The organism is Yoonia rosea (assembly GCF_900156505.1).
Taxonomy (GTDB): domain Bacteria; phylum Pseudomonadota; class Alphaproteobacteria; order Rhodobacterales; family Rhodobacteraceae; genus Yoonia; species Yoonia rosea.
Genome location: NZ_FTPR01000001.1, coordinates 1,454,203 through 1,467,809 on the forward strand (window position 1 = coordinate 1,454,203; position 13,607 = coordinate 1,467,809).

General features: G+C 50.3%; 13 protein-coding genes and 1 tRNA gene. 7 read left to right on the forward strand and 7 right to left on the reverse strand.

Annotation, left to right across the window (positions count from 1 at the left end; all coding sequences use genetic code 11):
* Positions 1–184 precede the first annotated feature (184 nt).
* From B0B09_RS07160 to B0B09_RS07170, 3 genes are all read right to left on the reverse strand, one after another.
* Positions 185–901, reverse strand: coding sequence for an LrgB family protein (locus B0B09_RS07160; RefSeq protein WP_055296475.1), 717 nt, complete (start codon positions 899–901; stop codon positions 185–187).
* On the reverse strand, positions 898–1,251 hold the full coding sequence (locus tag B0B09_RS07165) for a CidA/LrgA family protein (protein ID WP_076659001.1): 354 nt from the start codon (positions 1,249–1,251) through the stop codon (positions 898–900). The genes B0B09_RS07160 and B0B09_RS07165 overlap by 4 nt, the downstream gene beginning before the upstream one ends.
* A 79-nt stretch (positions 1,252–1,330) precedes the next feature.
* Positions 1,331–2,167, reverse strand: a complete 837-nt coding sequence (locus B0B09_RS07170) for an alpha/beta fold hydrolase (RefSeq protein WP_076659002.1) — start codon at positions 2,165–2,167, stop codon at positions 1,331–1,333.
* A gap of 376 nt (positions 2,168–2,543) precedes the next feature.
* Here B0B09_RS07170 and B0B09_RS07175 point away from each other — a divergent pair, with 376 nt between their 5' ends.
* The 6 genes from B0B09_RS07175 to B0B09_RS07200 all read left to right on the forward strand — a co-directional run bounded on the left by B0B09_RS07175 (position 2,544) and on the right by B0B09_RS07200 (position 9,379).
* Positions 2,544–3,734, forward strand: coding sequence for a tyrosine-type recombinase/integrase (locus B0B09_RS07175; protein ID WP_076659003.1), 1,191 nt, complete (start codon positions 2,544–2,546; stop codon positions 3,732–3,734).
* Positions 3,734–4,036, forward strand: coding sequence for a hypothetical protein (locus B0B09_RS17785; RefSeq protein ID WP_131825009.1), 303 nt, complete (start codon positions 3,734–3,736; stop codon positions 4,034–4,036). The genes B0B09_RS07175 and B0B09_RS17785 overlap by 1 nt, the downstream gene beginning before the upstream one ends.
* 398 nt (positions 4,037–4,434) lie before the next feature.
* Entirely contained in the window at positions 4,435–5,133 is a 699-nt protein-coding gene (locus B0B09_RS07180) for a recombinase family protein (protein ID WP_076659004.1), read from the forward strand.
* Complete coding sequence (locus B0B09_RS07190) at positions 5,118–6,464, forward strand: hypothetical protein (RefSeq protein WP_131825010.1); 1,347 nt, start codon at positions 5,118–5,120, stop codon at positions 6,462–6,464. The genes B0B09_RS07180 and B0B09_RS07190 overlap by 16 nt, the downstream gene beginning before the upstream one ends.
* A 419-nt stretch (positions 6,465–6,883) precedes the next feature.
* The gene (locus B0B09_RS07195; RefSeq protein WP_076659007.1) at positions 6,884–8,065 is read left to right on the forward strand and encodes a DNA cytosine methyltransferase; all 1,182 of its coding nucleotides are present in this window, start codon (positions 6,884–6,886) and stop codon (positions 8,063–8,065) included.
* 12 nt (positions 8,066–8,077) lie between these two features.
* Positions 8,078–9,379 (forward strand): DNA cytosine methyltransferase, encoded by a 1,302-nt coding sequence (locus tag B0B09_RS07200; protein WP_076659008.1) that lies wholly within the window; start codon positions 8,078–8,080, stop codon positions 9,377–9,379.
* On the opposite strand, the gene B0B09_RS07205 is transcribed toward B0B09_RS07200, so the two are convergent.
* From B0B09_RS07205 to B0B09_RS07215, 3 genes are all read right to left on the reverse strand, one after another.
* Positions 9,329–10,405, reverse strand: a complete 1,077-nt coding sequence (locus B0B09_RS07205; protein WP_076659009.1) for a 5-methylcytosine restriction system specificity protein McrC — start codon at positions 10,403–10,405, stop codon at positions 9,329–9,331. The two genes, B0B09_RS07200 and B0B09_RS07205, sit on opposite strands and share 51 nt — an antisense overlap.
* A gap of 5 nt (positions 10,406–10,410) precedes the next feature.
* Entirely contained in the window at positions 10,411–11,886 is a 1,476-nt protein-coding gene (locus B0B09_RS17615) for an AAA family ATPase (protein WP_165689304.1), read from the reverse strand.
* A gap of 202 nt (positions 11,887–12,088) precedes the next feature.
* Positions 12,089–12,164 (reverse strand) — tRNA-Thr (locus B0B09_RS07215).
* A gap of 207 nt (positions 12,165–12,371) precedes the next feature.
* On the opposite strand from B0B09_RS07215, the gene B0B09_RS07220 reads away from it, so the two are divergent.
* Entirely contained in the window at positions 12,372–13,253 is an 882-nt protein-coding gene (locus B0B09_RS07220) for an alpha/beta hydrolase (RefSeq protein WP_076659010.1), read from the forward strand.
* Between the two features lie 3 nt (positions 13,254–13,256).
* On the opposite strand, the gene B0B09_RS07225 is transcribed toward B0B09_RS07220, so the two are convergent.
* On the reverse strand, positions 13,257–13,514 hold the full coding sequence (locus B0B09_RS07225; protein WP_055296468.1) for a DUF2312 domain-containing protein: 258 nt from the start codon (positions 13,512–13,514) through the stop codon (positions 13,257–13,259).
* Positions 13,515–13,607 lie beyond the last annotated feature (93 nt).

Here is a 13,607-nt window from a genome sequence, read left to right on the forward strand (position 1 = left end):
CGCTGCGGGTCAGAGTTGACGCCGCCAATGAGCAGAAAAGGCTCCGCTCACCCAAGCAGCAGCGCGCAATGCCTTTATTGCCAAGGTCGTATGATCGTTGAACCATGGCCCAACATGCAAGATCAACCATAATCTTCGGCGCAGAGGCCGAAACCGACACGCAGCGCGGCCTGCAATCACGTCATCAAACCAGCCAACGCACAAGAAGCGGCACGATCAGGCTTGTCAGCAGCGCATTCAATGCCATTGCGATGCCAGCGTAGGCACCCGCAACCGGATTTACCTGAAACGCACGCGCCGTCCCGATACCATGGGCGGCCACGCCCACCGCAAATCCGCGCGCACGCCAGTCCGTGATGCGCAGCAGGTTCATGACAGGTGTGACTGTCACGGCCCCGATGATCCCCGTCAGGATCACCAGAACAGCCGTCAGCGCCGGTAGCCCGCCGATGGCTTCCGATATCCCAAGTGCCACGGGTGCGGTCGTGGATTTCGGGGCCAATGACAGCAGCACCTCCATCGGAAGAGAAAAGGCACGCGCCAACAAAATCGCTGACCCGGCCGCCACGAGAGACCCTGCAATCAAGGCCAGGACAATCGGTGCAACCGAGGTGCGAATGGTTTCACGATTTTCCCAAAGCGGCAAAGCCAACGCGACCGTCGCGGGGCCCAGCAGAAAATGGATGAACTGCGCCCCCTCGAAATAGGTCGGGTAGTCCGTATTGGTCAGCCAGAGAACAGGTGCGATCAAAAGAACTGACAGCAGCACCGGATTGGCCCAGGGTGGGTTGCCAAGCCTGCGCGCCAGCCCATCCGCGACCAGATAAGCCAGCGTCGTTGTCGTGAGCCAGATCAGCGGCGTTGTGGACAGATAGCTCCAAAGCTCGGCAACGTCGGTCATGTGGTCTTGCCTTCAATAAGATAGCGCACACCAATAAACGTGCCGACCGCCGCCAGCATGGAAAGCACGGTCGATACAGTCAGGATGAACAGCAATACCAGCCCGTCATCTGAAAACACCTGCAAGTTGCCGATCACACCGACACCTGCAGGGACAAAGAGAAACGACAGATTGGCCAATATGACCGTTGTTGTGGGCCTCAGCTGTTCCGTGAGTGCGGGCCTCAGGCTCAGGAGCAGGACCAACAACGCAAGCCCGAGCACCGGACCGGGGATCGGCAGGCCCGCGCCACGGACAGTAATTTCACCCAAGAGCTGGCAGCCTAACAGAAGACCAAGTGTCTGAAGCATGAGAATTCTCCGCTGAAGGTACTTGCCCTTTCAGTCTGATCGCAAACACGCTGCAGGACCAATGGAAATGTTCAGGTCTTTAGACGGGGATGCGCTTGCAGGCGTTCGTGAAAACCGAAATGTCTTTGGCAAAACGCTCAGGTGCCTCAAGGAACGGCGCATGGCCGATCCCTTCATATGGCACGTATTGCCCGTTTTGCATGGCATGCGCCGCCGCCTCTCCTGTCGCTGGCGTGACAACCTCATCCTGCGTGCCGTGGATCACCAGAGCGGGGCAGTTCATCTTGCCAAAGACGGGCCGTAAATCCACATCGGCGCGGAACAAGGCCCTGCGGACATGGGCAGGGCAAAGCATGTTTGCGCCCACCATTTCCGCATAAGTCCTGCGGTCCAATGGCGCGGAAGTGCAGGCATCGACAAAACGCGCCGTGGCGGCAAGTCGGCGGGGCACGTCATCGGTGTAAAGATCACGGTCGAGGCCCGGGCTTGCGGGCCCCGCCATCCAACTTTCGCGGTGGGCTCCGATAGCGAGAACGCCACCTGCAAGGACGACACCAGCGATATCGGCATCGCCCTTGACGTCAAGATAGGCCGCAATCACACGCGCGCCGTAAGACCACCCCACCAGCACGGGCATATCCAGTTTTGCCGCATCCATTACCGCCTGAACATCCTCTGCCCAAAGGGCAGTGTCGGTATAGGCCGCCTCGTTTTCCGGTTTATCTGAGCTTCCATGCCCCCGAAGGTCCATTGCGACGACAAAGTAGTGATCTTGCAGTCTTTCCCAAAGGGGTTGCCAACACATCCACTGCTGGGCCCAGCCATGGATGAGCAAAATAGAAGGACGTGTCGCGTCACCAAAACAGGTGAATGCGATACGCGTCCCGTCCGATGAGATGGCATGTGACGTTGACATAAGGTTCGGTAACAGCGTTCGCTGCAAAGGAAAAGGCGCGGGCCTTCGCAGGGTCGGACGAGGCTGTATCAATATCGACAGGCTTTTTCGCGCACGGCAATACAAATCGCGCATTAAAGACGCACATCTTGTTGCGTTTCACCAACAACACAACATGTCTGGCTCTTAAGAAAAATGGTGCCCCCACACGGACTCGAACCGCGGACCTACTGATTACAAATCTCTTTTGCCGGAAATACCACCATTTACCGAAACGTGGCCATCTTATTGACTTGTTTACCGAATATCAATTTGATTTACCGATTTGGAAGCATCGATTTACTGCAATTTCCCGAACAGACGCGTCCTATATGCGTCCTAGGGTGTAAGGTGAAAAATGGCGAACCGTAACAAAACACCTGCAAAAGCGCGCCTCAGTGCAAAATTTATCAATAGTCTCGTTGCAGGTGACAGAGACTACTGGATAGCTGAAGAAACCTTCCCAAAGCTGAAGCTCAAAGTAACGCCTTTGGGTAATCGGAGTTTTGTTTTGCGGTACCGCAACGCGCAGGGAACGGAAAGAAAGCTAAAGCTTGGGGACTTTCCTGACATCAACGCCGACCAAGCCAGACAGCTCGCGAGCCGCTATGCTGCTGAAGTTGCCAGCGGCGGCGATCCGGCGGCACAAAAGCAGGAAACTCGCCATGGCCTCACGCTGTCTGATCTAGGACAACGCTTCCTTGAGGAACATGGCGAGTTGCACCTAAAAGCCACAACGCTTCAAAACTACAGACAGATATTGAAAGCCGTTATCGATCCGAGCCTTGGTAAGCAGCCCATTGTCAGTATCTCGCGGGCGCAATTGCTAACGCTTCAGAAAAGCATGGCGAACAGACGGTATCAGGCCAACCGAACAATCGGTTTCATTCGTACGCTCTATAATTGGGCTAAGAAGAACGGACTTTATCAGGGCACAGATAATCCTGCACAAGGCATACCGCCATATAGGGAGCGTAAGGTTGAGAGTTTGTTATCAAAGGAGCAGACCGCCGAACTCTGGGAGGCCATCAAGCAAATTCGGCGAACGCATCCGGGACGAGAAACTGCCCTAAACGTCATAACCTTTTGCTGGCTTACTGCATGTCGTCGAGGCGAAGCCTTCAAACTCCGCTGGGAAAACGTCGACTTCGAGCGTTCGGAAGTACACTTTGTCGAGGCAAAAGCTGGCAGTCGCAAGCAAAAGATGTCGACGCAGCTAAAAGCATTTCTAAGTCAGCTCAGTAGTCACGGTAGCGATGCTTATGTGTTCCCAGGAATCAAACGCGATACTCCGTTGACTGACATTAAGAAGACTTGGGACCTTGTTAGACAGACCGCGGGGCTCCCAAATTTCCGCCTACATGACATACGGCATAACGTTCTAAGCGATATTGCCGCGGAGTATGACCTTGCAACGGCTGCTGCTGTCGGCGGACATCAAAGCATCCGATCCACGATGAGGTATGCTCAGGCAAGGCAGCAAACAACGGCTGATGCACTCGAGAGGTTAGGAAGCAATATTGCAAGGTATACAGAGGAAGATAGCTAATGCCGCTACCCAAACGTCGAATTCGTCTTCGCCATATTGAAAAGAACAAGACAGGTGTGAAAAAAGAACAAGCCGCCAAAGTGAAGAAGACTAGGCGTCCGGTTCATACCGCAGCTGGCGAGTTGAATGAGATTGCTGCAGCCGAGTTCTTGAACAAGTCAGTTCAAACGCTTCGAAACCGTCGCAGCCTCGGAAAACCACCAAAATTCAAACGCGTAGGAAGGTCTGTATATTACATGCTGTCTGATCTTGAAGATTTTCGAACAGCAATCACAAGAAACGGAACCATTATTTCGGAATGATGCGTTAGCACCCCCGGGGCATTGCTAACTGTCGGAAAAATTTTGAGTGTCTATCAAAATCACCATCTCACTTTGCCCGGCATCACAGATTGATAGGTCACTTTTTCCTCTCAGTACCGTCACACCCGCTACCCTAGTAGTTCTGTATAACGAATTAAGAACTAAGTATCTGACAAGAAACAGTAAATGTTCATTTTAACGTCAATAGCCCGACCAACTCTATCACTACAATCGATTGTAACTTTTTATACAAACATATCAGCCACTTAGCGGTTTTGAATCAAATATGTATTCACACGCGTAAAAAACCCCTCATTTCCTGAAAGCACCTTTACGGAGAGCGTGCAGATTCCCAGATGTTCTGTACACAAGCGAACCAACATTCGTAGGAGCACAGCATGGATTTTTCGGACAAATATATTTCTTACATTCGTGTCTCGACTGACCGACAAGGAAAAAGCGGCCTTGGGCTAGAAGCACAAAAAGCGGTTGTCGACGGATTTGTAGAACAATCTGGAGGTCAACTAATTAATGAGTATGTCGAAGTAGAAAGCGGCAAGCGCAATTCACGGGCACAACTCCAAGCCGCTCTCGAAGAATGCAAGCACAAACACGCCACTCTCATCATCGCCAAGCTAGACCTGCTTGCCCGCAACGTCTACTTTATATCCGGTTTGATCGAAAGTGGCGTTCCCTTCCGTGCTGTGGATATGCCCGAAGCAAACCGCTTTGTTCTCCATATCATGGCCGCAGTTGCTGAACACGAAGGCAGGGCAATCTCGGAACGTACCAAAGCAGCCTTGGCAGCAGCAAAAGCTAGGGGTGTTAAACTTGGCAGATCATGCCAAGCACTTGCGGATCGCAAAATTGCAGATGCCGATGATTTTAGCGATAAGCTGGGGCCTTTGATCAAACAACACAAGATTGACGGGCTGTCGGTTAGAAAAATTGCGAAAAGGCTTAATTTCGACAAGGTGCCGTCTTACAATGGTGGAAAGTGGTACTCTTCTACAGTTCAACGGGTATGGAAGCGTTACACTAGTCGCAATTCTATAACCATCGGGAAAACCCCCAGCCCCCCATGTCAAATCCTATAGTAAGAAGAGACAGTTTTGTTCGATCACTGTCCGCCCAAACCCAGATCACAGCTGAAAATGCTTTTATTGATCGCATCCGCCTTGATGTGGGTGATTGGGCGCTTTCCGGTGATACAGATCAAATATGTGATGCTCTCACAAATCTTCGAGAAGCTGAAACCTATACGGCTAATGGTGAGTGCGTACAGCTTTTCAACAATCATATCATTGAAGCGATTTGGAATGTCCGAGGGCTAAAATTCAACTCCAACCCAAACAGAGACAATTTAGCGCAAAATGCTCCGCTGCTGTCTGGAAAAGTTGACCTAGCAATGTGGCAATATCGACCTGTGAGCCGCCAACCCGGCGAGCAAGCTCGTATCGTTTTTGAAACCCAATTAAACCTAACCCGTTTCATTCAAGCTCAGCGACTGAAGCGAATAACCCGACTTGATCGGCCAAAACTTGCATCAGAGTATATACTTGCGATTTCTCCAGAAGAAAGCTGGTATGAAACCGAAACCCCACTGAGACCGGCAACCAACCTGATTATTGGTCCCAATAAAAAGTATGCATTTGCACTTAGCCAGTCGATGACACAACAACTCGAACACTATTTAACCGTTGCATGTGACACTTTATCGAATGTGATGTTGGAGGCATTTGATGGGTCCAGAGCAACCGCTACCCACATCCCCTACTTATCGCTCAAGGAAATTGAGTTTTATTGGGAGTTCGATTCCGATGCGCCAATTGATTGGGTGCTTTCAATGAGGGAAATACTCGCGCAGCAAAGCGAAAGCTTCGGCGAGGATATGTATCAGACGACACACCCTTCCTTACAAACCCAAAATCAAAGCCCTTGTTTCACACTCCGGATGACACAATTCATCAGGATAAAGGTATACGCCAAAACCAATAGACGAGTTCGATTCGAAGTCAAACTGAAAGAAAATGCGATAAACAATACGGCTGGTCGACGAACGCATGACAGTATCGACGGCGTTTTATCCATGATTGCTCCACTCGCTCAGGAGGCAGCAAAAAGACTGCGACCAGTCCTGCAATCGATTGCAGCGGAGCCTCAACCGCGGGGCAGTTTTACAGCAGTCGAGCTGATGCACCAAATTCTCCGTGCATCTGACGATCCACACGTCTCCGAGACGATCATCGCGTCCCTTGTAACGTTTGGCCGTATCGCACCTTACAATAACGATCCGATCCGTCACGCGATCAAGAAATTAAAAGAACTCAAAGTCCCGATTCTTCGCCCTCGTATCCCACGCAGCCGAATTTGCGTGGTTACAGACGAATATCGCGACGCTTTGGCCAGCCTTCGGCTTTATCGATAGGTTTCATCCGACAACTGAACTGCTATATGCCGCCTTCTCTAATCCAAACACCACCCGTTCTGCGGAAACCGGCACCAAAATCAATGCTCGGCGACCGAAGCACCCTAGCATCGCCAAAGCCCACGAGACGGCTCTCCAGGTTGCCAACTATTCCCATGATGGCCGCGGAGCACAAACCGCTAGGTTGGATTGTCAAACAAGGCTACAGCTCGGAAGGCGGTAACATTAGACTCCTAGCAATCGGAATTGCTTTAGACATGAGCTGATCCCAACGCACAAAGGGGAACAAAGATGGAACAATATTACCGTTCCTAACGTTTAACCGTGGTCAACCGCGCAACATCTAGCTATCATAAATATGGCAAGTACCTTATGACGGGCGTTCGCCGCTACACACGTACTTTGACCTGAGGGCCAAAATGAACCAGAACAGAACTATCGTCAGCTTGTTTTCCGGCATCGGTGGGTTCGAAGTAGGATTTGCGAAAAGTGGTATTCCAACCTCTTTGGCCTGCGAGATTGAACCCACTGCGCAACTTGTGCTGAAGTCTCACATTGCCAATACTCGGATCTATGACGACGTGTCCGAGCTGAAGTCCATCCCATCCGCATTTGCTGTTACCGCTGGATTTCCGTGTCAAAACTTGAGCTTGGTTGGCGATAATAGTGGCATTCAGGGGCGTGATACCAAAATCGTCTTCGACATGTTTTCGCTTGTTGCGAAGTCACCAGATCATGAATGGTTAGTTCTTGAAAACGTTCCTTTCATGCTCTGGCAGAGAAAAGGCGAAGCTATTCGTTTTGTAACAGAAAAACTATCCAGTTTGGGCTACAAATGGGCATACCGAGTGGTCGATGCTAGGTCATTTGGGATACCTCAGCGCAGGAGGAGAGTAGTAATTGTTGCTTCGAAAAAACACGACCCAAGAGATGTTCTTTTTTCCACGGACTGCGACTCGCCTTCATGGATTGAAGATGATGGCAAAGTTCCTTGCGGTTTCTCATGGACCGAGGGTCGGTATGGTCTAGGGTGGGCTCCTAATGGTGTGCCAACAATCAAAGGCGGTTCGAGGATAGGAGTGCCTTCTCCTCCCGCGATTTGGTTTCGAGATACTGGCCTGATTGGCACACCATCCATTGAAGACGCAGAAAGGCTTCAGGGTTTTGATGCGCATTGGACAAAAGCTGCAACAGGCCCGAAAGGGCAACTTGGAGCCCGATGGAAACTGGTGGGAAACGCCATACCTGTGGGAATCGCTGATTGGGTCGCTCGGCAACTTGTTAGCCCAGGGACATTCTTGCTGGATGATCGAGTTAAAGTTTGGAAAAGTAGGATCTGGCCGAATGCTGCATACGACGTCGGCGATGGTGTCATGAAGGTAGACATTGGTGAGTTTCCAGAAAAACACCAATGCGAAGGGCTCAGCAAATTTCTTTGCTTCCCAGTTAAGGAGCTTTCAGAGCGCGCATCCCTAGGATTTCTCAAGCGAGCTAGAGAAGGAAAGCTTCGGTTCAAGGATGGCTTCTTAGACGCAGTAGAGCAGCATGCTAACACAATGTCTCAGAAAAATTATGTAGCTGCCCGTACTGCGGCAGAATGACGGGTCGTTCTTATGAATTACGAAAGTAAACGGGACTTTGCTACAGAAAAACCCGGCGTTCTGAAAGAGTCATTCACTACCGACGGCCAACGTATCTTTCGGAGAGTTCACGATACGGATGGAAACGAACTTTCTCGAAGCGCTGTCGGGTTAAACTGCTCTTTGGAAGGGAAAACTCAACTAGAGCTTTCAGGGTTGTTTTACCAGCATTGGTTGCGCCTCAAGAATCCAATCGAAAGCAATCCTCAACGGGGGGCAATGCGAATAGTTGATCTTTTTGCTGGTTGCGGAGGGCTTTCACTTGGAATTGATGAAGCCGCAAAAGCGTGCGGTTTTAGACCCCAGCACCAGTTCTTTTCCGAGATTGATAGCAAGATTGCAGACGTCTTCTCAGAGAATTTCTCCACGTTGAACGGGCATGTTGGTGACATATCGGAACTTATCGACGGTGTTATAGGAGAGCGCCCGACCTCCGCAGAAAATCATTTTATTAGTCACGTAGGTAGCGTTGACTTGCTTTGTGGAGGGCCTCCTTGCCAAGGTTATTCTGACCTAAACAATTATACTCGCCGCGACGATCCAAGGAACTCACTTTATTTCTTAATGGCTCGCGCCGCCGAGCTTTTGAAACCAAAGGCACTTCTAATTGAAAATGTTCCGGGCGTCTTGAAGGATCGGACAGGGAGCTATCAGTCTACGATCTCAAATCTAATTGCGCTTGGCTACAAAATTGAAACTATCACCCTCAATGCATCTAGTTTTGGAGTTCCTCAAAGCAGGAAAAGAACATTCTTGTTTGCTGCACGATCAGTTGAGCAAGCTACCAACTGGCGAAGGTCAATTGAAGAACTCAAAAGTAGCAATCTGCGAAACCCGCTTTGGGCTATTTCCGATATTTCGGAATACACAGAGAGCCAAGGCTTTCGGGCCCCATCCAAGCTCTCAGCAGAAAGCAAAATGCGGGTAGACTGGCTTTTTGAAAACGATGAGCATGAGTTGCCCGATCGACTTCGACCGGACTGTCATCGTTTGAAATCCCATAGCTATAACTCAGTTTACGGCAGGATGTATGCGGAAGGATTGGCACCAACGATCACGACGGGCTTCTTGGTCATGGGACAGGGACGTTTCATTCACCCCACAAAACGAAGGACCTTAACCCCTCATGAAGGCGCTCGGTTACAGACATTTCCTGACTACTTCAAATTTGGAACACAGATACGGTCAAAATACGCAAAGATGATCGGAAATGCAGTCCCACCGCTATTCGCATATTATGTTGGCTTGGCTACGATTCATGCGGCCATTGACTAATAGTAGTAGCTCGCCTTCTATTTCGTTCCATTTTTTGTTTAGGTTGATTGTACAGACGGAAAAGTGGTGCCCAAGAGTTGAGAAATCTAACCTCAAATCCTCATCAATCCTTGGGTAAAGCAACATTCCAGAAACTGAAAGATCGGAACTAAGCGTACTTTGATGCGATACATAAGCCTGGATCTGATAAAAGTGATCTGATCTAATACGTTTTGAGCCAAATCTTTTCTGGAAAATTGACCCTGAAAACTTTGTATCTATAATCAGTACGCAGTGGTCGCCGAAAACGGAAACATCCGTTTGCATTGACGGAATCAGACTTCGAAGCCGAGGTAGAACCTCCAACCCCACAGGTGCAAAACGCTTGGATGCAATCGAATATCTCGACCCTAACTTTGCCTTCAAAAAATTTCGAACAAATGCCTCAAACAGTCTCCGCATCGCCAATTCATCATTTATGTAGTCGCTAAACCAACGCAATCCTTTACCATCGGACACGTACATTTGGTCAAATAGAAGCTCACATAGCGCCAAAGGAAACCGATAGCGTCGCATAGAACGATCTAGGTTAATTGCCGCAAACCGGCGCTTTGAAAGCGGAACATCAGCAACAACTTTGAGCATTTTGAATATTTTAGCGGCCTGTTCTCGGATGCCCTGATCGATTGATCGATTGGACACAAGGGCCTTGAATGTTGCTTTAATTATTTGGTTTTCTATACCATCCACTTCCATGCTTGGATAATGACAAATCAGCATCCCAGCTCTGAAATCCGGGAGTAGAGTGGACCGCGTTACGTCAATTTTGCCACGTACTCCATGCATGCGCTCAGTCCTAAAACCGTGCTTCTTAGCTAGAGATTCACGAAGAATTTCTTGTGTCGCCTCGCACAGCATGGATGCAAGGAAGTCAACCGGGGCCTCAATGTCAGACGCTTGAAGTGTCTTGAGGCTGCCCGGTCGAAACTCTCCCCATGCATAAACAAACATGTGAAAGAAATTGAGAACTGGGATTTGAACAGCCATCCGCGTTAAACCTGCGGGTCGCTTTCTTCGCCTAATGGCGACTCTGGAACAATTACTAACGGTTCTTTTAGCAATGCCAGTTGTTCAGTTACTCTTTCTTCATCATCCATCCAATAATCGCGCAGAAGCGGTTCTATTTCATGTTTGACTATGTTGGAGTACCAGTCCTCTGGCGACTGATCCTTGGGTATAAAACCACAGAAATAGCTATGACCCAATTCAAACCCCGGGCCCAGCGCTCGCGTATCTTCCGTAATTACTCTGTTCAGATTCAAAAATCGCTCCGACACTTCGTCTATTAGTCCAGAGGGCACACAATTGCGGGACAAGAATTCATGAAACTCAGCAGTCCCGTATGCGGGCTCTAGATCAATAAAAGAGAAACGGCGGCGCAACGCATAGTCGATAATCGAAAGTGACCGATCCGCAGTGTTCATAGTAGCCACAACGAATACGTTCTTCGGTACAAAGAACGTTCGCTCGTTTTCAGGGTCCGTGTAAGCTAAAGAGACGGCAAACTCGCCATCTCTTTTTGTAGCTTCAATTAGTGACAAGACTTCGCCAAAAACTTGTGAGACATTCGCCCTATTGATTTCATCGATGAACACAACATATGGGTCGCCTTGGTTTTCTCTGGCTATATCACAAAACTTTAAGAAGGCCCCCTCCAAGACGCGGAGATTGCCCTCACTTGAGGGCCTCCAACCGACAACAAAATCTTCATACGAGTAAGCCTGATGAAACTGTAAATTTAGAACCCGACTTTGATCAAGTGCCGTTTCATTTGAAATGCTTTTCCCGACCACAGTCTTGCCAGTGCCGGGCGGGCCTTGGAGACAGATGCACTTTTTGCGCATCAACTCTGATCGAATAGTCCGTCTTGTTTTCTCTAAAAGAAATACTCCATCGGCCACTGGATCATCGTAGTCACTGAGATTCTTTGTTAGGTTCCTCCGATCACGGACTTTTACTTCTTTTGCTTTTGAAAAATCGTAGTCTAAGAATTCACAAATACCTTGAGCAGTTTTACGTTGATCTTTGTCGAAGTAGACCCCAATGACCCGCCAATCTGGTTTGGCGCCAATAAAAACGGAAATGCCACCTAAAATATACGCGTTTCGATCCATGTAGCTGAGGATTTTTGAGTAGGTTTCGGTCTCACCAGTACATCTACCGACAAACACCCAATCAAGCATTTCGACATCAGACCGGACTCGCTCAGCGATTGTTTCACTTGCAGCCCTTCCAGTCTGTTTGTCATCATTGAGTGCACGGATACTGATATGATTTCGAGGTATGCCAACTGCTTTCGCGAGGGGCCCAGCAAACGCGTCTCTTTGGCTGTCCGTTAACTGGTTCCGGCCACTATCACTTGTACCACTTCCTCCGAGATTTTCGTAAAGGTCTCTCAGGTTAATTTTGGGCTCTGTTACTGCTTCGTTTCCGCCTCCCACCAAATCAGCCTCAGTCTGTTCATTCATCCCTAATGCTCCCAGCATTGCGTCAACACATTTATCTGCGCAAGTATGCGAGATTGCTACGATAGTTGCAGGTACGGTTGCAATTCCTTTATAGGAACGACTGCGTCCCTTAGATTTACGCGTCCTATGTACGTCCTGACGGATCGCTCAAAGATGCCGCACTCAGGCCTTCAAACTAAAGCATTGTTTTTAAATGATAAATTGGTGCCCCCACACGGACTCGAACCGCGGACCTACTGATTACAAATCAGTTGCTCTACCAGCTGAGCTATAGGGGCACTGGTGCACCGTCGGTGGCGCATCGGATCGTCCGAATGCGCGGCGTATAGCAGGGACAAACGGCGGTGTGCAATGGTGTTTTCGCATCGCCCGCAGAAAAAATTGTCCTCAGGCGACGTCCGCACCACTGATGCTATGATACCTGCTTTCGCGCAGGGCAAATCGCCCTATGATGGCGCCACCCCGAACCCGCAAAAGGACCCTTTATGCAAATCGCATTTCATATCGGCGCGAATTGCACGGATGAAGACCGGCTTCTGAAATCTGTTTTCAGGAATGCCGATGCCTTGCTGCAGCAAGGTATCGCGGTTCCGGGCCCGGGGCGGTATCGCAAACTGCTGCGCGAGGCCATCGACGGTCTGGATGGCGCGCGCCCAACATCTGACGCCCGCGATGTGCTGCTGGATGCGATTGTCGAGGACGACAAGATCACTCGCCTTGTTTTGAGCAACGACAATTTCCTGACGATTCCACGCCGGATTTTCGATCACGGCGTCTTTTATCATCAGGCCGAAAAGAAGGTGCGCGGTCTGCACAGTCTCTTTCCGGATGATGACATCTCGCTCTTCATGGGGATGCGGCACCCTGCAAGCTTTCTGCAGGAAACCGCAACGCGTGCCGGTGTGACAAATCTGGGGGAGTATCTTGGCCTGCTTGCGCCGCTTGACTTGCGCTGGTCAGACGTGATCCGCAGGATCAAAAGGGCCGCACCGCAGATCCCGCTTTATGTCTGGTGCAACGAAGACACGCCATTGATCTGGGAAGAGCTGATCCGGCTGTTTTCCGGCGTTCCCGCGGATATGCCGGTTGCGGGCCAGTTCGATGTGCTGTCCGGCATCGTCACTGCCGAAGGACTTGAGCTGCTGACATCAGGGATCGCAGCGCTGGACCATAACGATGTTGACGCGCGGCAGGACCTGATTGCCGATATACTGGAAACCCACGCCCTGCCCGAGCAGGTGGAAGATCGCATCGACCTGCCCGAACTGAACGACGCGGTGGTTCAGGCCATGACGGCGTCCTATGAGGCCGATCTTGATCTGATTGGCCAGATGGAAGGGGTGGCGCTGATCCTCCCCTTCGATTGAGGCCTACATGCCCAAAGCGGCCAGATACATTTCCATAACAGCTTCTTCTTCGGCCAGATCATTGGCGTCGCGCTTGCGGATGGCGACGATCTTGCGCAGGACTTTGGTGTCATAGCCACGGCCTTTGGCTTCGGCCATCACCTCTTTTTGCGCGTCTGCGATGTCTTTCTTTTCCGCCTCAAGCCGCTCGTAGCGCTCAACAAACTGCCGGATTTCCTGGCCTGCGACGGTGCTTGCGGTATCGGTCACTGAATCGTTCATCAAAGCTCTCCTGAAAAGTTGCCTTTCACTAGCCCCTGCCCCCGAAACCCGCAACCCTTGCGCCGACACCTGTGGCACGCTAGGTCCGGCAAA